Consider the following 20,689-nt stretch of genomic DNA (forward strand, 5'->3'; position numbering starts at 1 on the left):
TATCCACGTTTTTTATAACCTTGTTAACATTGCTCAAACTCCTTAGAAGCCTTGCCTGTCAACGAGTGCGCATTATAGATATCCAGTTCACATCCGCAAGTCTTTTTTTGCAAAAAATGTAAAAATAACAGCTAATCGATGAATAATCCTTCAATGGCTTATTTATACCAATTTACTCAAAGATAAATCACAAGTTATCCACAGAATTATCCTTTTTGACATTGATTGAGATATAAAAAAAGCTGCGATTGCAGCTTTTTTTATTCGGTAAGGATTAAATACCTGAACCATCGGCTTCGCCATCATCTTCATGAAGACCACACTCTCTTTTCAAGCCAAAGAAGCGTGTCTCTTCTTCTGACATACCCGGTTCCCATTTTCGAGTTGTGTGCACATCACCGACGGAGAGATAACCTTCATCCCATAGCGGATGATAAGGCAGATCATATTCTTTCAAATAATAATGAACATCTTTATTTGTCCAGTCGATGACGGGCAAGAATTTAAATACACCGTTCTGGACTGCAAGCACCGGCAGATTGGCACGAGATTTCGACTGCTCGCGACGTAATCCGGAGAACCAAGTTCCAACTTCTAGATCTCTCAGTGCTCTTCTCATCGGCTCCACTTTATTGAGTCGATTATACTTCTCAATCCCTTCAACATCCTGTTCCCATAATTTCCCGTAACGGGCTTCCTGCCATGCAGGCGTATGCTCCGCACGATATATTTTCAGGTTCAGGTTCAGTCTTTCCGTCAACAAGTCAATAAACTGATATGTTTCGGGAAACATATATCCCGTATCAGTCAGGATAATCGGAACATCATTTTTAACTTGAGAAACCATATGTAACATCAATGCAGCTTGAATCCCAAAGCTAGAAGAGACTGCAAATGTTCCTTGTAAGTTCTCAAACGCCCAAATGATCCGTTCCTGCGCCGACAAACTTTCCAGATACCCGTTCAATTCTGCCAAGTGAAGCGACTGCTCCACTTTGGTCATGTTGAGTAACTCAGAAAGTTGTGGCCGATATAGCACACTATCAGGCATAAAAATCCCTCTTTGAGACCACGACTTCTTCAATGATTCCGCTGCGAATCACAAAATCACCGAAATATTCGCCGTCATTACGCTCTGTCGCCCAACGCCCTACCAGTTGGTCGATCTCCGTTAATATTTGTTGTTCAGTAATATTTTCTTTATACATTTTCGGGATTCGAGTCCCGGCCCGATTTCCGCCGAGATGCAAGTTATAGCGTCCCGGAGCTTTACCGACGAGCCCGATTTCAGCAAGCATGGCGCGACCGCATCCATTCGGACAGCCGGTTACCCGTAAAATAATGTTCTCATCTTTTCCTAACTGATGTTTTTCCAGAATACCTTCAACATCAGTTACAAATTCAGGTAAGAAACGTTCAGCTTCAGCCATCGCGAGCGGACAAGTCGGAAATGATACACACGCCATTGAGTTCTTGCGCTGCTCACTCACACTGTCGTCCATCAGACCATGTGCTCTGGCGATCAATTCAATCTGCTCTTTTTGCTCAGCTGTCACACCAGCGATGATCAGGTTTTGATTGGCCGTCATCCTGAAGTCTCCCTGATGGATTTTCGCGATCTCAGCGACGCCCGTCTTTAATGGCTTACCCGGATAATCCAGTAACCGACCATTTTCAATAAAGAGAGTCAGATGGAACTTGCCATCAATTCCTTCAACCCATCCGATGCGATCACCACGACTGGTGAACTCATAAGGTCGGCTTTCTGCAAAATTGACGCCGGCCCTTTTTTCAACTTCAGCCTTAAATACATCGATACCAACACGATCGAGTGTGTACTTGGTCTTCGCATTTTTACGATTAGAACGATTGCCCCAATCTCTCTGTGTCGAAACAACTGCGGCTGCGACATCCAGTGTTTTTTCCAGCGGAATGAACCCAAAATCATCTGCACGACGAGGGTAGGTTGATGTATCACCATGCGTCATCGCTAAACCACCGCCCACCAGCACATTGAACCCAATTAACTTGCCAGCTTCAGCAATCGCCACAAAATTTAAATCATTGGCGTGCACATCAATGTCATTATGAGGCGGAATGACAACGGTTGTTTTAAACTTCCTAGGCAGATAGTTACTTCCCAGAATCGGCTCTTCATCAGTCGTTTCCAGTTTTTCCCCATCAAGCCATATTTCAGCATAAGCCCGTGTTTTCGGCAGTAAATGCTCACTGATCTTCTTCGCCCACTCATAGGCTTCCTGATGAAGTTCAGATTCAACCGGGTTCGATGTACACAGTACATTACGGTTCACGTCACCGGCAGTGGCAATCGAATCAATTCCGATTTGATTTAGCATCTGATGCATCATTTTAATTTGAGGCTTCAGCACACCATGAAATTGAAAGGTTTGCCGGGTCGTCAGACGGATACTGCCATACATGGTGTGTTCCGTAGCAAATTGATCGATAGCGAGCCATTGCTGTGGCTGAATAATACCACCGGGCATTCGTGCACGAAGCATCACATTATGTAACGGCTCCAGCTTCTGTTTTGTTCGCTCGGCCCGAATATCACGATCATCCTGCTGATACATACCATGAAAACGAATCAACTGAAAATTATCTGCCGTAAATCCCCCCGTGAGCGGATCCTGAAGATCTTGCGTGATCGTACCACGTAAGAAATTACTCTCTCTTTTCAGGCGCTCGTTATCAGACAATGGCCCCAGCACTTGTCCCAATACTTCTTGGTCTTTGGTTTCTTGATTCGCACTCATTAGTAGACATCCCTTTGATAACGCTTCGCTTTACGGAGTTCATTGACATATTCTTCAGCTTGTTCCCGACCTAAACCACCTTGCTGTTCGGCAATTGTAATCAAGGCTTCGTGAACATCTTTTGCCATATGGGTTGCATCACCACACACATAGATATATGCACCATTCTGAAGCCAGTCCCAGACCTGCCCGGCTTTTTCCAGCAGGCGGTGCTGAACATAAACTTTTTCTGCCTGATCGCGGCTAAAAGCAACATCCATCTGAGTTAAAGCCCCTGATTTCAGATATTTCTGCCACTCAACCTGATAGAGGAAATCCTGTGTGAATGTCCGGTCACCGAAGAACAACCAACTCTGACCAGAAGCGCCACGGTTATCTCTTTCCTGAATAAAACTTCTGAATGGAGCAATACCAGTTCCCGGCCCCACCATGATGATCGCAGTATCATCATCCTGAGGAAGTTTGAAGTTATTATTATGCTCAATGAAAACTTTGACGTTTTCACCTTCTTCAAGACGATGCGTCAAAAATCCGGAGGCTCCTCCCTGACGGGCTTCGCCATTTTGATCATATTCAACCACCCCGACCGTCAGATGAACTTCTTCATCGACTTCACTTTGACTGGATGCGATCGAATAAAGACGAGGAGTCAAGCGGCGTAATAGTCCCACCAACTCATCTGCCGATAACTGCACAGCGGCTTGTTTTAACACATCAATAATCTGTGTATGGGCTGAATACTCACGCAACTTATCTTTGTCTTCGACAAGTTCTTTCAAGAATGTCGATTCAGACAGTTCAGCCACCCGAGTAATAAACTGAGGATTAGAGGAAGTGATTTCAAACTGATGAATTAAAGCACTGTGAATCGAAATACTTTCACCATCGACCTCAACACTCTCCACACCAGATAATCCGACACAACTCAAAATCTGACTGGATAACTCCGCATCGTTTTCATACCAAACTCCTAACGCATCGCCCGGTTGATAAGTGATCCCTGAACCTTCAAGATCAATTTCGATATGACGAACATCTTTGCCTGAATCGCGCCCGGTAATTTTCTGGTTGGTCAGCAGCGTCGCAGTGTATGGTTTCAGCTTAGTAAATTCGGCAGAAGCACTTGCCGCGGGTTGAATCGGTAACGGCACCACCTCGCCTTGCCCTTCCGACATCGATTCTTTGAGAATCCCCAACGCTTTTTGACGCCACTCGGCAGCCGGAGCGTCATAGTCCACATCGCAGTCCACTCGTTCCAAAAACGATTTAGCGCCCAATTTAGAGAGGAAAGCGTCAAAATCTTTACCCGTCTGACAAAAGAACTCATAGCTTGAATCGCCCAGACCAATCACGCCATATTGCAGATTCGGTAGTTTCGGTGCTTTTTTGGACTGCAAAAACTCATGTAGCTCAAGGGCATTATCGGGCGCTTCACCTTCACCATTCGTTGAAGCCACGATGACAACATGTGTTTCCTTGGCCAGATCTTTACCTTTGTAGTCACTGGCATCAAAAATCTGTACCGGAATCCCCTGTGCTTGCGCCTCATGCTCCAGCGCTTCTGCGACCCCTTTCGCGTTTCCGGTTTGGGAAGCATAAATAATGGTGAGTTTATCAGCCGGTTTTGCTGCCGCGAGCGGAGACATCGTCACTGCACCGGAAACCTCACCAGCCGGAGATTGACTCAAGCCCCAGAAATATCCGCTTACCCAAGCTAATTGTTGCGGCGACAATTGTGAAACAGTATGTTGCAACTGACTGAGTTGCGTATCGTTGAGTGGGCTAGAAAATAATCCACTGTTATTAGAAATATTGTTATTTGCTGAAGACATCGTCACGACTTCCCTATTCATTGCATGACGATAGAGTAACCAAGCTCACTAATAACAAGAAAGAATAGATGAGAATGTTTTATAACTTTTGGGAGTAAGAAGGGCTACAACTCTAGAGATTCGATCCTGACATGTTTAAAACCGACATCCATTGCTGACTTAGAAGCCATATCTAAATTGGTGTAATGGCACTCTTCACCATCTTCATCGGTTAACAGAATAAAAGGTCCATCTGCGTGTCTGAACTCGACAATCCACATCCCATTGTCAGAAAAAGGCTCGACAATCGCTTCCACCAGAAGGTTTTCCCGATATAGGGTTCTCAGTTCTTCAAGCGTCATCTCTTGTTCCTCCATGTTGATCGCCAACACGCTCATTTCATCATGGAAGATGATGGTTGAAAAGTTAAGCTTTTCCCGACAATTATATAAAAATATAATATAAAGATAGATATCAATAACTAAATGAAATATTAATGTGCAAACTTCTTCAATAACCAAATACCAAGCACAATCACGAGTAACCAAGGCAGCATCTTAATAAATATGGCGAACATGCCAAACGCCAAAATAAACAAGAATGACACGCCAATCGACAACATGACACCAAACAGTGTCACCCCCGTAAAAAACAACACCCCAGCAAAGATCAACAAATACAGCACTTCAACCATCATAGTTTTCCTTTATTTTTCCAGCTTTATTTTCTATGAGTAAGCAGAAATCAGGCCAACTCAACACAGCCTGAACCCACTGATTTTCCGAGCCTCAGAATAACTCTATACCAAATAGCTAACTGACAATTGGTCAATCTGACGAATCTCAGGTCAGATTTACACATTTAAAGATTCAGGGATTTTCAATAGTGCTGTCTGAATCACTTCGATTCCTGCACCTTTTTTATGCGCATTCTCACTAATATAACGACGCCATTGCCGGGCACCGGGCATATTCTGAAACAGCCCGATCATGTGACGAGAGATGTGTCCGAGATAGGCTCCTTGCGATAATTGCGATTCGATATATGGATACATCTCTTCGACAATCTGAGAACGCTTCTTCACCGGCGTTTCCAGGCCAAAAATCTGTTGATCCACTTCTGCCAGCAGATATGGGTTCTGATATGCTTCGCGACCGATCATCACCCCATCAAGTTGTTCAAGATGCTCTTTCGTTTCTTCAAGGCTTTTGATGCCTCCATTAACAGCAATCTGTAAATGGGGGAAATCTCGTTTCAGCTGATAGGCTCTGGGATAATCTAACGGTGGTATCTCCCGGTTCTCTTTCGGGCTCAGACCATTCAACCATGCTTTACGTGCATGAATCGTAAACTGTTCGCAGCCACCTTGTTCAGCAACAATTGTGACGAAATCGGTCAGAAACTGATAAGAGTCCTGCTCATCAATACCGATTCTTGTTTTCACGGTCACCGGGATATCAACTTCTGCTTTCATCGCAGCCACGCATTCAGCAACCAACTGGGGCTCAGCCATCAAACATGCCCCAAACCGGCCATTCTGGACGCGATCTGACGGACAACCGACGTTGAGGTTAATCTCATCATAGCCACGTTCAGCAGCCAATTTTGCACAAGTCGCCAAATCCTGTGGATTCGAACCACCCAATTGTAAAGCAACCGGATGCTCCTCATGGTTATAAGCCAGAAAATCGCCTTTTCCATGAATAATCGCCCCCGTCGTCACCATCTCGGTATACAACAGCGCCTGCGAAGTCAGCAACCGGTGGAAGTAGCGACAGTGACGGTCAGTCCAGTCGAGCATGGGGGCAACGCTGAATCTACGACTTAATGACACATCAGTATTACTAGATAACTGATTGTCTTGCAAAGATTTATCTATATTCTGTTTCTGGCTCATTCTTAACTGATCTCAACTATTTTTACTATTACGTGCCCCATATGTGTCCCTTAAAATATGGGGCACGTAATTCAAATTCCCTGATTTTAAAATAATGGCCAGCTTTACGATAGAAAAACGCAAAACCAGTAAAGTCATCATTCGCTTCCGCTGCACAGTTCGGGTCAAAAAAGGAAATGATGTAGTATACCGTGAATCCCGCACTTTCGGGAAACGATCTGATGCAAAAGAATGGGGCACGCTACTGGTGTCTAAGCTGGATATACATGGCTTACCGGGAAGGACAGAAAAACCGACCATCCGGGAATTGATCCTGCTTTATCTGAATGACTCGCTGACCGCAGAGAAAATTGGCCGTTCAAAGCAATACGGACTGAATATGCTGGTTGATACTGATCTTGCCAAAATCCGGGCAGATAAACTAACCGTCTCCGATTTAGTCGCCTATTGTAAAGATCGCAAATCTTCCGGCGTGAAGCCACAAACCATTGGCGGTGATATTTCCTACCTCCGCAGTGTTTTCAAATCCGCCCGGCCTGTCTTCAATATTGATGTGGATGATTCAGTCATCCGGGATGCTTACTACACGCTTTATCAATTAAACCTGATCGCAAAATCAGAACGCCGCAGCGTCGGCCCGTTGGTGATGAACTGGATCGTATCAGGCAAGAACTACTCAAACGTCAGAAGCACCGTGCGGCCCATATTCCGTATCTTGATATTCTGGAGTTCTCGATTTTAAGCTGTATGCGTATCGGTGAAGTGTGCAAAATTCTGTGGGAAGATGTCGATGAAAAAAGTAAAGCAGTGAAAGTCCGGGACCGAAAAGATCCACGTAAGAAAGAAGGCAATCATATGTGGGTGCCACTGCTTGGTGATGCCTGGGACATTCTGCAACGCCAGCCAAAAACAGCAACATGCATTTTCCCTTACAATAGCAAAAGCGTTTCTGCCGGTTTTCAGCGTGTCCGGAGTAAACTCGACATTCACGATCTGAAATACCATGACCTGCGCCGCGAAGGAGCCAGCCGTCTGTTTGAACAAGGCTTTTCAATTGAAGAAGTCGCCCGGGTCACCGGCCACCGTAATCTCAATACATTATGGCTGATTTATACCGAGCTTTATCCGAACCGGGTGCATGAGAAGTTTAATTTGCTTCAGCGGCAGAAGGGGATGAGTGTTGGGAAAGGCTGAGAAGTCTATCTAATTTCTGGACATAAACGTTTTAGAGCTGTTGCATCAAGGCTGTTCTGTCAGATTAGGAAAAGTATGTTTAAACTTTACCTATGAGTTAACAAAATAACTCCATGATAGCATTTTTCATTTCCACTACTGGAAATGTATAACTTATTAACATATTCCAGCTCAGCATTACTGTTTCTGGGAAGCTTGCCCTCCCCTTATGTCAGGATAGTTGCCACTATTAAAAATTAACCAGTTAGAGGGGCGGTTAAAGAGGAATGATGACAACGGCGGTGTCATGACTCGATGGAAAAGTCACCGGCTGGAGTGTCGTCGATCTATTTCGACTTTGCTTGTGCCTTATTCGCTTCAAGGATTGCAGTGGTCATTCTTTCGACTGCTTGCACGAGTTGAGATCGGTGGCAACCAAAGTTGATCCGGATATGGTCGGGTTGACCAAAGGCTTTGCCGCCACTGATGCCAACACCATATTTTTCAAAATACTGCTCTGGTTCATCCTGTAATTGTAAGCCGGAGATATCAATCCAAGCAAGATAAGTGGCTTGGGTATGATGCATATGAACGCCAGGAAGCGCATTAAGATGCTTGGACAAATAATCCCGGTTACTTTGTAAGTAGCTTATTTGCTCTTTGAGCCACTGTTCTCCATGTTGGTATGCAGCTTCCGCAGCAGTTAACCCGAAAATATTAACTCCTGCCATGATTCCGGCTTGGGCCGTCTGAAATTTTATCCGCAGCAGTGGATTTTCAATGACAACAATACCGCAACCGAGCCCTGCTAGGTTAAAGGTTTTACTCGGCCCCATTAAAGTAATAGTACGAAGTCTCATCGCATCGGATAGCGTTGAGAAAGGAATATGATGTGTGTTGGCGTCCAGAATTAAATCACTATGGATCTCATCCGAAACAACGATCAGATCATGTTTTTCAACATACTCAGATAATGCCGTTAGATCTTCTCGGGAAAATACAGTTCCGGTTGGGTTATGCGGATTACATAAAATTAATAATTTTGTATTTTGATCCAAAGTTTTGTCGAGTGTTGAAAAGTCTATTTTCCATTTTCCATCGATTAAAATAACTGGAAGTGTAATCGATTTACGTCTAAACCGAGAAGGGGCAGATGCAATCGGAGGATAAACAGGTGTTTGGATTAGAACGTGTTCATCAGGCTTGGTAAATGCTTCACAACATAGATTTAATGCGGGAACAATACCAGGAGTGAATAGAATGTCATCTTCAGCAACAAGCCACTTATGCTTATTTTTTACCCAATCTATAAAAAGATGTTTTAAGTGCTCAGAAGGAAAGCCATAACCATAAATCGGGTGATCTGCACGCTTTTTTAACGCTGCTTTAACTTCAAAAGGAGAAGGAAAATCCGTATCTGCTATCCATAGAGGGATAATATCTCTACTCTTATACTTAGCCCACTTAACACTATCACTACATTTTCTATCTACAAATTGATCGAAAGTGCTCATTTCTAATTCTGTCCTATCAGCGAATTATCCGGAATAATAAAAATCTTACGATTTATATTGTGATATTAAAAATAAAAATCATATGCAAGCAAAGTATAGGATTAGTGAATATATAAACTGTGACATATTAAATATCAATGGAAGACAAAATTTCTGGAACTATACAGCAACTAGAGTTGAATACTATAGCAAATAAATGGTGTAAAAATGATATTTTTGACATATGTGACTAGTATCACATGATGTTCAGATTAATTTGATTTGTCGAAGTAGAAGTATAAAGTTAAACCGAATCATACTTCATTGGTTGCTTAAAATTAGTGTTTCGCCTTTGCGTTGTTAGCAGATAAATTTTTTACTAAAAGTAAAATAAGGATTATCTATTTTGACTGTGCATTATGATGCCAAAAATATTTGTTTTTGGGATGAGCTTGCGAATATCCACTCTGATGAATCGGATTATGACTTAGAAAGTTATCATCCAGAAAAATATTCACTTCGAGATGTTGAAATTAGTCAATTAGGGAGATTATCAGGAAAAAAAATACTTCACCTTCAGTGTCATATAGGGCTTGACAGTTTTGCATTAGAAAAGCTGGGAGCAGATGTAACAGCAATTGACTATTCTGGCAAGGCTATTGAAATCGCGAATAAAATAAAATCAAAGTTTAATCTAAAAACAAATTTTTATTGTGCTAGTGTCTACGACTTAAGTGATTTAAACTTAGGTGAATTTGATATAGTTTTTACTTCCTACGGTATTCTTGTGTGGCTAGAAAATTTAAATTCATGGGCCAACACAATATTTTCACATTTAAAAAATAATGGCCAATTTCTTATTGTCGATGAACACCCAGTATCAAGAATGTTTAGCAATCCTCAAAAGGATAATACGAAATTTAATAATGGCTATTTACACCAATATTGGGCAGGTAGGAAACCATTTAAAGCAAATTATAAATATTCTTACGCATCAGATAAAAGTGAATTAAAAAATCAAGAACAGTATGTGTGGTCTCATAGTTTGTCGGAGATTATTAATAGTCTAGTTGAATCTGGATTATGTATTACTAATTTCACTGAATATGATAAAACTTTTTATAAAGCATTCTCAGATTTGGTTTCTGATGAAAATAACTGGTGGCATTTTTCAGATAATGCGTACTCAGTCCCTTTAATGTTCTCACTTAAAGCAACGAAAAGGATATAAAATGAAAGATCTTGTACTTGGTGTTAACTTTCCGATGTTGGCGGACGGGACTATAACTTTTGATGGAAATGTCGTTCTGGCAAGTGATGATGAAATTGTTACAGCGATTGCTGAAGAAAGAGTTTCTAAGAAAAAATATGATGGCCATATCCAATGTGCTGTAGAAGAAGTTCTGAATAGAAATAAATTAACACTGAGTGATTTAAAAGCGGTATCTGTGGTTGGTTTTGGTCAACCGATGACTGATGACAATATAATGTGTGAAAAATTTGAAGCCGAGATTCGGCATCTTTTTTCTGACACACCGATTCATTTTGTACAATCGCACCACGAAGCGCATGCATTAAGTGCCGTTAGTCAGGCTTCTTTCGAGAGAGCGTTGATTGTTGTCGCTGATCACACCGGGAATATTCTAGGAAATCGAACTGATAACAATGTCTTAGAGAATAATGCAGCAGAACAGACTAGTTATTATTTATATGAAAATGGTGATATAAAACTGGTTGCTAGGGATCATGCTCACGAACGGGATCAAGGATACGGGCGTTTTTATGGTGATGTGACATGTTACCTCGGTTTTAACAGCTACAGAGAATCAGGGAAAACCATGGGATTAGCGTCGTTCGGCGATCCATCCGTTCTCGCTGAATATCACCCTTTTATTGAAACTGAATCGGGTGAAATGAAATCGGCGTTACATGAAATTGATTATCTTGATGATTGCACGAAAGATCTAAGAACGTGGTTTAAATCTCAAGGATTAGATATTCCGGAGAAGCGTGAAAAAGATGGCTTGATTCGTCCATTTGATATGCATCTTGCGGCTTGGGCTCAGGATCAACTAGATCAATCAGTGAACCAGCGTGTACGACGTCTGATTGAACAATATAAGGTTGATACTGTTTGTGTCACGGGTGGTGTCGCGATGAATTCAGTAATGAACAGAACCATGGAAGCAGAGCTGGGTGTGACGGTTTATGTGCCACCTTCCCCAGGTGATGCTGGTTTAGCTTTGGGGGCGGTTGCTGAGTATTTTTGGAAAACTGGAGGAAAAGTACCTGCGTTTCGCTCTTCTCCTTATCTTGGACCCATCTACACACAGGATGAAATAGATGCGGCAGTTTTCGCAGTAAAAGATGAGTTTATTATTCATAAAGTTGAGTCCCCTGAGCAACATGCAGCGAAATTCATTGCCGAAGGAAAGGTCATCGGTTGGTTCCAAGATCGTAGTGAATACGGACCTCGAGCACTAGGTAACCGCAGTATATTGGCTGGGCCACAAAATAGCTGGATGAAAGAGATCTTGAATAGTCAAATCAAACTACGTGAATGGTTCCGGCCTTATGCGCCTGTTGTTTTGGAAGAAAAAGCAGATATATATTTTGAGATGCTTTCACCGGTTCCTTATATGATGAAAGTAGCCCCTGTGACGTCACAGGCAAAAATAGATATGCCAGCCTGTATTCATGCGGACGGTACGGCGCGATTGCAGACTGTGACTGAAGATTCCAATAAGAAGTTTTATCATTTAATTCAGGAACTGGACAATCTGACCGGAGTTCCCGTTGTTTTAAATACAAGTTTTAATCTTGCCGGGATGCCCATTGTTGAATCACCTGAAGATGCTATTCATTGTTTCAGGAAAGCAGTAGGAATGGATTTATTGGTTGTCGATAAATATGTATTAGAAAAGCATTAATATGATGCAGGTATCCCGACGAATACCTGTATAGCTCTTGGTATATGGTACTTAATTAATATATAGCACTTAATTAATGAATAGTACTTAATTCATAAATAGTACTTTGATAACTCCTATTATTGGTGTTGCCGCAGTATTGACAGTGTGCTCTCACATGGCATTTCATATGTAATACTGAACTTGTGGTGAATATATTGTCACTTTGCCGCAATGCCAATTATTGGGGGTATCAGGAAAAGGATTTCTTTATTCGGAGCCTTTATTTCTGTTTTTTTACGACTTTAAATAGGTTAGAAGTATGGCATCTTACCCTAAAATAATTAATTTGTTACTCATTGGCTTTGGCCCTCATTCCCAACGAATTTATCATCCCTTACTAGAATTGTCCGTGAATGATTCCGATATAAATTTGTGTGCTGCTGTTGATTTGGATTCCTCGAAAGAAAAAGTTAACAGTTATTTATGTGATAAGCAATTAAAGCCAGAAATGCTTTATATCGATGATGAGATGAACCTCGTTGATCGCATTCACCCAGCCGTCATTATAGAATTGAATCAGCTTGTGCAAAAGCATCATATTAATGGTGTAATTATTGCAACAGAGCCATTAACTCACTTGTGTTATGCAAAATGGGCTTTGGAATCCGGATTGTCGGTATTAATGGATAAACCTATTTCATCTTATGAAGGTGTTTCGACTTCACCTGAGGCAGCCGCACAAGTGGCTGATGATTATTATCAATTAAATCGAATTTACCAGCACCAGAAGAGTAATTATCCCCATTTGATTTTTTCTTTAATGGCACAAAGACGATACCAGACATCATTCAACTTGATAAAAGACCGAATTCAGACATGTTTTGAAGAAACGAATTGTCCGGTGACAAATGTACAGACTTTTCATTCAGATGGGCAATGGCGCATGCCTTCCGAAATTGTTGATCAACATTATCATCCATATAATCAGGGCTATGGGAAGTGTTCACATAGCGGTTATCATTATTTCGACATTATTCCATATATTCTGGAGTCTGGGTTAGGAGGAGATAAATACTATGATAATGTTGACGTATTTTCTAGTGCAGTGCGACCTGATGATGTCCTTTCACAAATGAGCCTTAGGGATTATGAATTATTATTTGGTGAATCTTTATTTCGTCAGCATAATAAATATGATGAGGAATCTTTGCGAAGTTATTTCGCCACATATGGTGAAGTGGATTGTAGTAGCCATATTGCTTTTAAAAAAGGGGATCGAATTCTGACGTCAGTTTCTGTAAACCTAACTCACAATGGATATTCACAAAGAAACTGGGTGACGGCCGCCGGAAGAGATTTATATAAAGGGAATGGCCGGATTTCTCATGAATCTCATATTATACAGCAAGGCCCATTTCAGTCGATTCATTTCCATTCGTATAAATCCGATGAACCATTTATCTCGACTTCATGTGCGGACGAGCGGGTTGGAACAAAAGAACATTTGGAAATCTATATTTTTCGTAATCATAAGATGCTTGGCGGGAAGCATGTTGAAGTATTGAATGTTGACGATCTCATACGAATGGAAGGCGGCAAAAAAGGTTTGATTGGCAAGTCAAAAGCCAAGGCTTTTTATGAGTTTATACAGGGCATGCGGGGAGAAATATTTCCAGAAGAGATGAAGTCAGATTTTTCCAAACACGAAGCCGGAGCCGTGTTAGTATCAGCAGTTTACCAATCAATATGCGCTCAATATTCAGGACGAGCCCCACAGGTCAACCGAGTTCTCAATATAGGTCAGTGCAGGCAGCGTATGTATGAAGAGATTGAGACATCGGTGGCGTGATTCATGAGTTTACAAAAAAATATACTAAATCGAATTATATGGCTGTTCCCTTTGGTGGTTGCTGCACCTTTGGGACTGGATATCTGTATTCCGGGGACAACAACTATAGCAAATGCTCTGGGGAGTGCGCCCGGTATGACACAATGGTTGATCAGCGGGTTTATTCTTTGCCTTAGCCTTGGGCAGCTCGTTTTTGGTCCGCTGGTGGATCGTTATAGTTCGCAGTTTGTTTTTTGCTTCGGCGGTGTTCTTTATATAGCTGGTTCTGTTTTAGTCTATTTTTCGAACGATATTGCGATGTTAATCGGGTTTCGCTTAATACAGGGCATCGGGGCTAGTGCTACCGCAGTTTCTGTATTTGCCTGTGTTCCCCGGCTATTTTCTGGGCCTATGATTGGTAAAGTTTTCAGCTTGTTTAATGGTGTGATCAGTTTGGTTCCGGTGTTAGCCCCGATTATCGGTGGCGCGCTGATCGTGCGGTATGGATGGGAAGCCAGCTTCTACTTTTTGGCTGTGTTTGTCTCGGTGTGTTTTATTGTTGTGATGTTTAAACCGCTGCCGAAAGAACAAGCGACAGAAACGTTACAAGTGGGTGCTGTTTTTTCCGGGTATCTTCGTGTCATTCGCCATGCTGAGTTCCGGCTTGGATGTATTGCCGCGAGTTGCGGTTTTGCCAGCCAGCTTATTTTCTTCTCAAGTTCCCCTATTGTGATTATCGGGCAGTTTGGTATTCCTGTTGATGCCTTTGGTTTTTACTTTGCCGTGAATGCTGTTGCGATTACAAGTGGGAGTATGTTGGTGTCACACGTGTTGGGGAAAGTGAAAGAGCCCACTATTTTGCTAGTCGGTGCTGCTTGCTTGTTACTGGCTGCTTCCGCGTTTTATGTTGTAAGGTATTTTGAATTGGTCTCTGTATGGGGATATATCATACCTGCAACGATCGGTAGTTTCGGTTTTGCGTTATTAATGGGGGCTGGTGCATCTGTAGCACTATCTCCGTTTAAGAAACTCGCCGGTACAGCATCTGCTTTGTTGGCTGCTGCTCAGATGACATTCTCTTCGTTAGTTGCATGGTTCGTGATTCAGCTTTGGTCTCCTGACTGGACCGTTATGATTGTGAGTTACTATGTTTTAGCGGCAGGAATTGTGATAGCAGAGCGAAGCTACCGCAGACATGACCGGCAACATTGTGTACAGGAAGCAAGGCATCTCAAATCGGACTCACCTGAAGTTTGAAGTGAGGTGTCCGGAGAGTAAATCGGTGTGTCGGAACGACTCAGGCTTACCAGCCAACCAAGGGCTATACTCAATGATGATAGGGGCAGCTTCTTTTTCATTTAAAGCTTCTTTGACAAGGTTTATTACTGATGTTTTGCCATACCCCCATTCCCCTTCCAAAGATACAGTTAGACAATCATCATCATGATTTAATAGAAGTACGTTTGCTAGGTGGTTAGCAAAATCAAGTCTATTTAGTAAGTCAGGGTCATTGGGTCTGAATAGCTACCGATTTCCTAGACACCTTTTAGTTAGATAGAATAGCTAAAAAGAGGTGTTTATGAGCAGCAAACGTTACCCCGAAGAATTTAAAATTGAAGCGGTCAAACAGGTTACCATGGCAGGTCATTCTGTCGCAGAGGTAGCCAGTCGTTTGGGCACGACAACCCACAGTCTTTATGCCTGGATTAAGCGCTATGGTCCCGATTCTGCTGAATATCAACACAAGACAGAAGAATCAGCAGAGATCCGACGATTACAAAAAGAATTGAAAAGAGTGACTGAAGAACGTGACCTGTTAAAAAAAGCCGTCGGAGTTACCCGCTATTTATACAGCAACACCAGATCCACTCGTTGCAGCAAAACGTAAATCTGCACAAAGTTCGACTCATGAGCAACTTATGGAGCTCATCAAGCGCTCCAATCAATTACAGGGATTTAGTGAACAATTAGAGTCACTTTCACCTGAAAATAAATCAAATCTAGCTTCAGACTCAGCAAGTACTGCGGAAAAACTATCTTCGCTTTCTGGTGGAAAAGTCCTTCATGTGAATGGAGATCTTTCCAACTTTGAAAAAGCAGTAGAAGAAATCATTGAAAAAGAAGCGGAAAAAAGAGGTGAATGCCCTGTAGGAAAAACAAAAGTCGAATTACCTTTCGGTTTCTATTGTATCTAACACATGAGTATTTTCAGCTAAATCTAAGGCTTCGTTGTTACGAAGCCTTACATCTCACCCTGCCACAGACACCATTTCGTGTTGAATCCTCGCCTCCGGCATCAGTATCTGTAAGTGCTTTATCATCTCTGCTCCGGCTTGTTGTAAACAGTCCAACGGCATTTCAGGTAAGCTTTCTAAAATGAACCACATATTGCGTGTCTCTGATCCAATGCGAGTCCTGAGTCCTTGTCGCCAGTTCCAGCGCCGGCAAGTGACACCAATGTCATCCCGCCAGATGACTTCTCCGGCATCCGGACTTTCGACGATGGAAACCCCATCCTTGATGGTTTCAAAGGCTTCAGTGCCATCGGCAATGGTGAGTGTCGGTGTACCTTGGTAGGCATCCAGATTCTCTCCGCCAACCGGGATCGCATATTGAATGCTAATTGCATTGTAGATATCCACGATCGGATCGATGCTCGGTATCTCCCCCTGCTTTAATACTCGCTTACGTAGCGCCGCAGCAGAACATGGGGTTTTATTCGGCTTAGCACCAAATTGACGAAACACATCACTCCAGGCATTGATATGGGATTCAGCCCATGCATGGTCATTCTTCATGACAGACTGACATGCCTGTTGCAGAACCTGTGTGGCATATTGAGGATTTTGAATCTCGGTGCCTTTGACTAAAATACTCAATGCTCTGAAATTTGGTGCGATATGAGCAATACGTGTATCAATATGCGGGGTAACGATGATCATAATCATTCCTTTGGTGGCAAATGGGATACTCAACGGTTCACAAATCATCACGCCAGTTTGCTATCACTGGCGTTGACCATTCAGTGCGGTATTTTATCGAATCGTACTGAATCGCCCGGTCTCACTGGGCGAAATAACCTTCTGACATGCAAGTGTGGGGACATCGCCTTGGCTGGTATGTTCAATGACGGCACATTTGCCACAGACACCACTCTGACATTTATACTGAATGTTGATGCCATGACTCAGGCATACCCGAAGCAGGGTTGAATTCTTAGCTGCCGGATAGGTTGTGCCATCGATATCAACCTGTATTTTTTTGAACAGTCCGAACATCGTTATATATCCATTAACATCAGTTTATAGGCGATAGACAGCATAAAGATACCAATAATGCCGTCGAGCACACGCCAATACATGGGTTTGGAAAATATCGGCGTCAGCAACCTTGCACCGAAACCCAGCATAAAGAAGAAAATGAATGAAGCGAGCACAGCTCCCACAGTAAAGAAGAATTGTTGCTCAGCATAGTTTGTCGATATAGACCCAATCAAAAGAACCGTATCGAGATAAACATGTGGATTAAGCCATGTAAACGCTAAACAGGTCAGAATTACTTTGGTGAATGGCAAACTATCCGCGCCCTCACCCGTCATAGATGACCCGTTATGCCAAATGGCTGAGCGCAGGTTTTGGATGCCATAAAACAGCAGAAAAGTAATCCCAAAATATTTAGCAAACAAAGAAAACTGCGGGAGAAACGACACGATTGTCGTCATCCCATAGACACCGATGGTGATAAGAATCGCATCTGATAAGGCACAAACCGCACAGATAGAGAAAACATATTGCTGCTTTAAACCTTGCTTCAGTACAAAAGCATTCTGTGAACCAATCGCTAAAATCAGGCTAAAGCCTAAAGTAATTCCTGCAACAAATGCGTCCATTATCCTTTTTCTCCGATGAATAACTTAAACTTTTCAACTGTCGATGTTTTGTGGTGCCCGTTGACATACTGCTCATCTCGCTCCATTAAGAATCTGTGGGCTTTTTTGTGCTGCCAAAACGGGATGGCGGGATAAAGATGGTGCAACAGATGATAACCATCCGCAGCCGGGTGAAACAACCACCGGTCAACTACAGATAAGTTATTGAACGTAGAACCGAATTCAGAATCAGACAAGGTATAATCGTGCTCCGCCATTTCAGCAATGTAACGGATCACGGGTAATACCAAAAAGAAGGCAGCGAGAACCAACATCACCAACCTTGTTGCAACCTCAACGGAAGCCGTTTGTGCAACCAGTGCATAAAGTCCTGCATAATAGAGAACAGTCATAAGCACTGCGATTTTATTGGCGTTGATCTGTTGATAAAAACTGACTGTCATTGCCAGCATATTGCGCAATGGCCGGTGCTGATTTTCATAACGTGCTTTACACGGATCATTGTCTGAACCGAAATAAGCATGATGCATCGAATGACTCAACCGGTAGGCTTTCACCTGCTGAGCGACTTGTAAACCCGCGAAAATATTCACCAACAGGTCATTAGTGACCGGATTATGACTCGCGCAGTAATGGCTGCCGCTATGGACTAAATTTTCCTGAAACCGAAGATTCACCGCGAACAGAACCACGGCCACTGCCGCAAAGATCCACGTCGTTATCTGATTCTCATGCCAGTCAATGACAGCCCAGACAGATAGAACCAAAGTCGTCAGTGTTGACAGCAAAGAGCGCCCCACAAACTGAATTACTGATGGTTTAAAGTAGCGATTCAAAAACTCGCTATGTTCCTCACCTGTGAGTGAGCTTTCGTGAATTGACATCACCATTCCCCAGCCTTTAATTGATTTATTTATCTATAAAAATTATTATTTTTGTGATTAAAAATGCAAACGATTGCGTAAGCCGAAAAATACTAATGTGAAACAATTACAAATTCAATACCTATCAGTAACATTTGATGCATATATAACCACTTAATCTTGACCGCTCAGACATTTTTCGAGGTTTCGCGATCAGCATCAGAGACACTACGAAATGCTGTTTATCCAATTTCCATTGACCAAAAAATCAGGGCGGTAGTCATATAACTACCGCCCTGATTCGTTCAAGTCCAATATCTGCCTGATGTTAAACCGATATCGTCATCAGTTCGTTTTCCTCTGCGGCTGCCACGGATTCAACTTGAGGTTTATTCGCCACAATATTCTCGACAATGTTACCGCTTTCAAACTTAATCAGCTGATCAGCGAGGTGGAAATAACGATCATCATGACTGATCACCAACACCAGTTTGTTCTGGCGTTTCAGTTCGGGGATGATCCGGGTATAGAAGATCTCACGGAAACGCGGGTCTTGATCCGCAGCCCATTCGTCATACAGGCAAATTGGCGTATCCTCGATATATGACATCAATAACGCGAGGCGCTTTTTCTGTCCCTGAGACATCGCCACCGAAGACAACTTACCGTCTTTGGATGTCACTTTGCTGGTCAGCTCCAGATCCGCCAGATATTTTTGAATCACTTCATCACTTTCCGGTTCACCCTCACCGTTCAGCACGTGCTCAAATAAATGGAAATCCGAGAAGATCGTCGAGAACATCTGTTGATATTCATGGGTATCAATCGCTTCCGACACCAATTTATCGTCGAGCTGAATCGTACCCTGATTCGGGCGATACAATCCGACCAGTAGTTTGGCGAAAGTGGATTTCCCACTGCCGTTACCCCCGGTTAGGAAAATTGCCTCACCGCGATGAAATTCAGCATTGACGGGGCCGACATGGAACGAATATTCATCGTCTTCCGATTGATACTGAAACATCAGATCCCGGACGGTCAGTCGCTGCCATGACTCATGTTCCGCCTGCGGTTTTTTCTCCCCGTCGGTGGTACGATGAAAATCATCCAACTCCGCCAGTTCAAGGCTCTCGATATTCCGGTAAGAGCTTGAACAGTCACTGAAGCGACTCATGGAATCAATCACGCCCTGCAATGGATTGACCATATACAGAATGGTTAATACAAACGTGACGATCACTTCCAATGGCACGTTGGGGAAATAAATCCGACTGCCGAAAACGATGATCCCAATTACGAAGAAAACCAGCGTCGAAGCCATACTGCCCATCATGGTAAAGATCACCGACACTTTGACGCTCCGCTCGCGAATCGCTTTAAAGTTCGGTTCCAGAATCTGATTGTAAGTAAAACGACGGCGGTTGGCATTGATACTCAGCTCTTTAATTCCGTCCACCAAAGTTTTCAGACCACTGAACATGTCATCTTCATACTCGCGCAGCAGCATGTAATGGTGAAAGCCGCGTTTCAGGAAAAACCTCGCAATCACTACGATCAATGCGATCAATACGAAGACCACCGAGAACAGTTCCCATGAGGTATACACCATGTAGCCGAGACACAGCAGCACCGTGACTAAACTGTAGATAAACCCCGGTAGTAACAGCAGTCCGTCGGATAACTTCGCCGCATCGGTTTTCATCGCAGCCATCACGCGGTGCCCGCCGATCTGTTCCAGCATCGCATACGATGTTGAGAGCAGCCGCTTCGCCAGAGAATCACGAAACTCATACACCACCCGGGCACTCAATTTTGCCAACAGATAACGGGATGCGAGACTAAACAACAACACCGTTGCCACCACACCGACAAAAATCAGAAACGCGTGGGGGCCGGGAGATTTTCCGGCACCAATCAGGCTGACCTGAGCGGTGATGATCCTCAGCATCATAATCCCCGCTAACGCCCCGACCACACTCAGGACGGTTGCTGCGAAAATCTGCCATTTAAAACGACTTAAAATGGATTTAAACATCTCAATTCCTC

General features: G+C 43.0%; 19 protein-coding genes and 2 pseudogenes. 8 read left to right on the forward strand and 13 right to left on the reverse strand.

Annotation, left to right across the window (positions count from 1 at the left end; translation table 11 throughout):
- Positions 1-274 precede the first annotated feature (274 nt).
- The 6 genes from AC55NX_RS18450 to dusA form a co-directional block, all read right to left on the reverse strand.
- Positions 275-1,051, reverse strand: coding sequence for a phosphoadenylyl-sulfate reductase (locus AC55NX_RS18450; protein ID WP_496997064.1), 777 nt, complete (start codon positions 1,049-1,051; stop codon positions 275-277).
- On the reverse strand, positions 1,044-2,777 hold the full coding sequence (gene cysI / locus AC55NX_RS18455) for an assimilatory sulfite reductase (NADPH) hemoprotein subunit (RefSeq protein ID WP_496997065.1): 1,734 nt from the start codon (positions 2,775-2,777) through the stop codon (positions 1,044-1,046). The genes AC55NX_RS18450 and cysI overlap by 8 nt, the downstream gene beginning before the upstream one ends.
- Positions 2,777-4,630: an assimilatory sulfite reductase (NADPH) flavoprotein subunit gene (locus AC55NX_RS18460; RefSeq protein WP_496997066.1), complete on the reverse strand. Its 1,854-nt coding sequence runs from the start codon at positions 4,628-4,630 to the stop codon at positions 2,777-2,779. Before AC55NX_RS18460 ends, cysI begins: the two co-directional genes overlap by 1 nt.
- Before the next feature lie 83 nt (positions 4,631-4,713).
- Entirely contained in the window at positions 4,714-4,950 is a 237-nt protein-coding gene (locus AC55NX_RS18465) for a hypothetical protein (RefSeq protein WP_496997080.1), read from the reverse strand.
- Positions 4,951-5,081: 131 nt separating this feature from the next.
- On the reverse strand, positions 5,082-5,285 hold the full coding sequence (locus AC55NX_RS18470; protein WP_496997067.1) for an envelope stress response protein PspG: 204 nt from the start codon (positions 5,283-5,285) through the stop codon (positions 5,082-5,084).
- 156 nt (positions 5,286-5,441) lie between these two features.
- Positions 5,442-6,485, reverse strand: coding sequence for a tRNA dihydrouridine(20/20a) synthase DusA (gene dusA / locus AC55NX_RS18475; RefSeq protein WP_496997068.1), 1,044 nt, complete (start codon positions 6,483-6,485; stop codon positions 5,442-5,444).
- 94 nt (positions 6,486-6,579) lie between these two features.
- Here dusA and AC55NX_RS18480 point away from each other — a divergent pair, with 94 nt between their 5' ends.
- Together AC55NX_RS18480 and AC55NX_RS18485 are read left to right on the forward strand one after the other, a co-directional pair.
- Positions 6,580-7,227, forward strand: a complete 648-nt coding sequence (locus AC55NX_RS18480; RefSeq protein ID WP_496997069.1) for a hypothetical protein — start codon at positions 6,580-6,582, stop codon at positions 7,225-7,227.
- Positions 7,209-7,679 (forward strand): tyrosine-type recombinase/integrase, encoded by a 471-nt coding sequence (locus tag AC55NX_RS18485; RefSeq protein WP_496997081.1) that lies wholly within the window; start codon positions 7,209-7,211, stop codon positions 7,677-7,679. Before AC55NX_RS18480 ends, AC55NX_RS18485 begins: the two co-directional genes overlap by 19 nt.
- 326 nt (positions 7,680-8,005) lie before the next feature.
- Here the strand turns inward: AC55NX_RS18485 and AC55NX_RS18490 are convergent, their stop codons facing one another.
- A complete protein-coding gene (locus AC55NX_RS18490) occupies positions 8,006-9,172 on the reverse strand; it encodes a MalY/PatB family protein (protein ID WP_496997070.1) in 1,167 nt (388 codons plus the stop codon).
- 391 nt (positions 9,173-9,563) lie between these two features.
- Here AC55NX_RS18490 and AC55NX_RS18495 point away from each other — a divergent pair, with 391 nt between their 5' ends.
- The 4 genes from AC55NX_RS18495 (at position 9,564) to AC55NX_RS18510 (ending at position 15,148) form a co-directional block, all read left to right on the forward strand.
- Positions 9,564-10,382: a class I SAM-dependent methyltransferase gene (locus tag AC55NX_RS18495; RefSeq protein ID WP_496997082.1), complete on the forward strand. Its 819-nt coding sequence runs from the start codon at positions 9,564-9,566 to the stop codon at positions 10,380-10,382.
- Position 10,383: 1 nt separating this feature from the next.
- A complete protein-coding gene (locus AC55NX_RS18500) occupies positions 10,384-12,081 on the forward strand; it encodes a carbamoyltransferase C-terminal domain-containing protein (RefSeq protein ID WP_496997071.1) in 1,698 nt (565 codons plus the stop codon).
- 301 nt (positions 12,082-12,382) lie between these two features.
- Positions 12,383-13,912, forward strand: a complete 1,530-nt coding sequence (locus AC55NX_RS18505) for a Gfo/Idh/MocA family oxidoreductase (RefSeq protein ID WP_496997072.1) — start codon at positions 12,383-12,385, stop codon at positions 13,910-13,912.
- Positions 13,913-13,915: 3 nt separating this feature from the next.
- Positions 13,916-15,148 carry a multidrug effflux MFS transporter gene (locus AC55NX_RS18510; protein WP_496997073.1) on the forward strand — a complete coding sequence of 411 codons (1,233 nt, stop codon included), beginning with the start codon at positions 13,916-13,918 and terminating at the stop codon, positions 15,146-15,148.
- On the opposite strand, the pseudogene AC55NX_RS18515 reads toward AC55NX_RS18510, so the two are convergent.
- A pseudogene (locus tag AC55NX_RS18515) lies at positions 15,134-15,361 on the reverse strand (P-loop NTPase fold protein); the annotation flags it as partial. The gene AC55NX_RS18510 and the pseudogene AC55NX_RS18515 overlap by 15 nt on opposite strands.
- A 109-nt stretch (positions 15,362-15,470) precedes the next feature.
- On the opposite strand from AC55NX_RS18515, the pseudogene AC55NX_RS18520 reads away from it, so the two are divergent.
- Positions 15,471-15,734: pseudogene (locus tag AC55NX_RS18520) on the forward strand (transposase); the annotation flags it as partial.
- A 76-nt stretch (positions 15,735-15,810) separates the two neighbouring features.
- Positions 15,811-16,086: a hypothetical protein gene (locus tag AC55NX_RS18525; protein WP_496997074.1), complete on the forward strand. Its 276-nt coding sequence runs from the start codon at positions 15,811-15,813 to the stop codon at positions 16,084-16,086.
- Positions 16,087-16,140: 54 nt separating this feature from the next.
- Here the strand turns inward: AC55NX_RS18525 and AC55NX_RS18530 are convergent, their stop codons facing one another.
- From AC55NX_RS18530 to AC55NX_RS18550, 5 genes are all read right to left on the reverse strand, one after another.
- Positions 16,141-16,833 (reverse strand): B3/B4 domain-containing protein, encoded by a 693-nt coding sequence (locus AC55NX_RS18530; RefSeq protein ID WP_496997075.1) that lies wholly within the window; start codon positions 16,831-16,833, stop codon positions 16,141-16,143.
- 93 nt (positions 16,834-16,926) lie between these two features.
- A complete protein-coding gene (locus AC55NX_RS18535) occupies positions 16,927-17,169 on the reverse strand; it encodes a 2Fe-2S iron-sulfur cluster-binding protein (protein WP_496997076.1) in 243 nt (80 codons plus the stop codon).
- Between the two features lie 2 nt (positions 17,170-17,171).
- Positions 17,172-17,780, reverse strand: a complete 609-nt coding sequence (locus tag AC55NX_RS18540) for a LysE/ArgO family amino acid transporter (protein ID WP_476487619.1) — start codon at positions 17,778-17,780, stop codon at positions 17,172-17,174.
- Positions 17,780-18,664, reverse strand: coding sequence for a fatty acid desaturase (locus tag AC55NX_RS18545; RefSeq protein ID WP_496997077.1), 885 nt, complete (start codon positions 18,662-18,664; stop codon positions 17,780-17,782). The genes AC55NX_RS18540 and AC55NX_RS18545 overlap by 1 nt, the downstream gene beginning before the upstream one ends.
- Positions 18,665-18,971: 307 nt before the next feature.
- Positions 18,972-20,678 carry a cyclic peptide export ABC transporter gene (locus tag AC55NX_RS18550; RefSeq protein ID WP_082671461.1) on the reverse strand — a complete coding sequence of 569 codons (1,707 nt, stop codon included), beginning with the start codon at positions 20,676-20,678 and terminating at the stop codon, positions 18,972-18,974.
- Positions 20,679-20,689 lie beyond the last annotated feature (11 nt).

Source organism: Vibrio rubrogenes (assembly GCF_059641415.1).

Bases quoted from the DNA above. Each gene is read 5' to 3' on its own strand.
- cysI (WP_496997065.1), bottom strand. From the start codon at position 2,777: ATGAGTGCGAATCAAGAAACCAAAGACCAAGAAGTATTGGGACAAGTG.
- AC55NX_RS18550 (WP_082671461.1), bottom strand. From the start codon at position 20,678: ATGTTTAAATCCATTTTAAGTCGTTTTAAATGGCAGATTTTCGCAGCA.
- AC55NX_RS18510 (WP_496997073.1), top strand. From the start codon at position 13,916: ATGAGTTTACAAAAAAATATACTAAATCGAATTATATGGCTGTTCCCT.
- AC55NX_RS18460 (WP_496997066.1), bottom strand. From the start codon at position 4,630: ATGAATAGGGAAGTCGTGACGATGTCTTCAGCAAATAACAATATTTCT.
- AC55NX_RS18525 (WP_496997074.1), top strand. From the start codon at position 15,811: ATGGAGCTCATCAAGCGCTCCAATCAATTACAGGGATTTAGTGAACAA.
- AC55NX_RS18490 (WP_496997070.1), bottom strand. From the start codon at position 9,172: ATGAGCACTTTCGATCAATTTGTAGATAGAAAATGTAGTGATAGTGTT.
- AC55NX_RS18465 (WP_496997080.1), bottom strand. From the start codon at position 4,950: ATGACGCTTGAAGAACTGAGAACCCTATATCGGGAAAACCTTCTGGTG.
- AC55NX_RS18545 (WP_496997077.1), bottom strand. From the start codon at position 18,664: ATGTCAATTCACGAAAGCTCACTCACAGGTGAGGAACATAGCGAGTTT.
- AC55NX_RS18450 (WP_496997064.1), bottom strand. From the start codon at position 1,051: ATGCCTGATAGTGTGCTATATCGGCCACAACTTTCTGAGTTACTCAAC.
- AC55NX_RS18505 (WP_496997072.1), top strand. From the start codon at position 12,383: ATGGCATCTTACCCTAAAATAATTAATTTGTTACTCATTGGCTTTGGC.
- AC55NX_RS18530 (WP_496997075.1), bottom strand. From the start codon at position 16,833: ATGATCATCGTTACCCCGCATATTGATACACGTATTGCTCATATCGCA.
- AC55NX_RS18540 (WP_476487619.1), bottom strand. From the start codon at position 17,780: ATGGACGCATTTGTTGCAGGAATTACTTTAGGCTTTAGCCTGATTTTA.
- dusA (WP_496997068.1), bottom strand. From the start codon at position 6,485: ATGAGCCAGAAACAGAATATAGATAAATCTTTGCAAGACAATCAGTTA.
- AC55NX_RS18470 (WP_496997067.1), bottom strand. From the start codon at position 5,285: ATGATGGTTGAAGTGCTGTATTTGTTGATCTTTGCTGGGGTGTTGTTT.
- AC55NX_RS18535 (WP_496997076.1), bottom strand. From the start codon at position 17,169: ATGTTCGGACTGTTCAAAAAAATACAGGTTGATATCGATGGCACAACC.
- AC55NX_RS18500 (WP_496997071.1), top strand. From the start codon at position 10,384: ATGAAAGATCTTGTACTTGGTGTTAACTTTCCGATGTTGGCGGACGGG.
- AC55NX_RS18480 (WP_496997069.1), top strand. From the start codon at position 6,580: ATGGCCAGCTTTACGATAGAAAAACGCAAAACCAGTAAAGTCATCATT.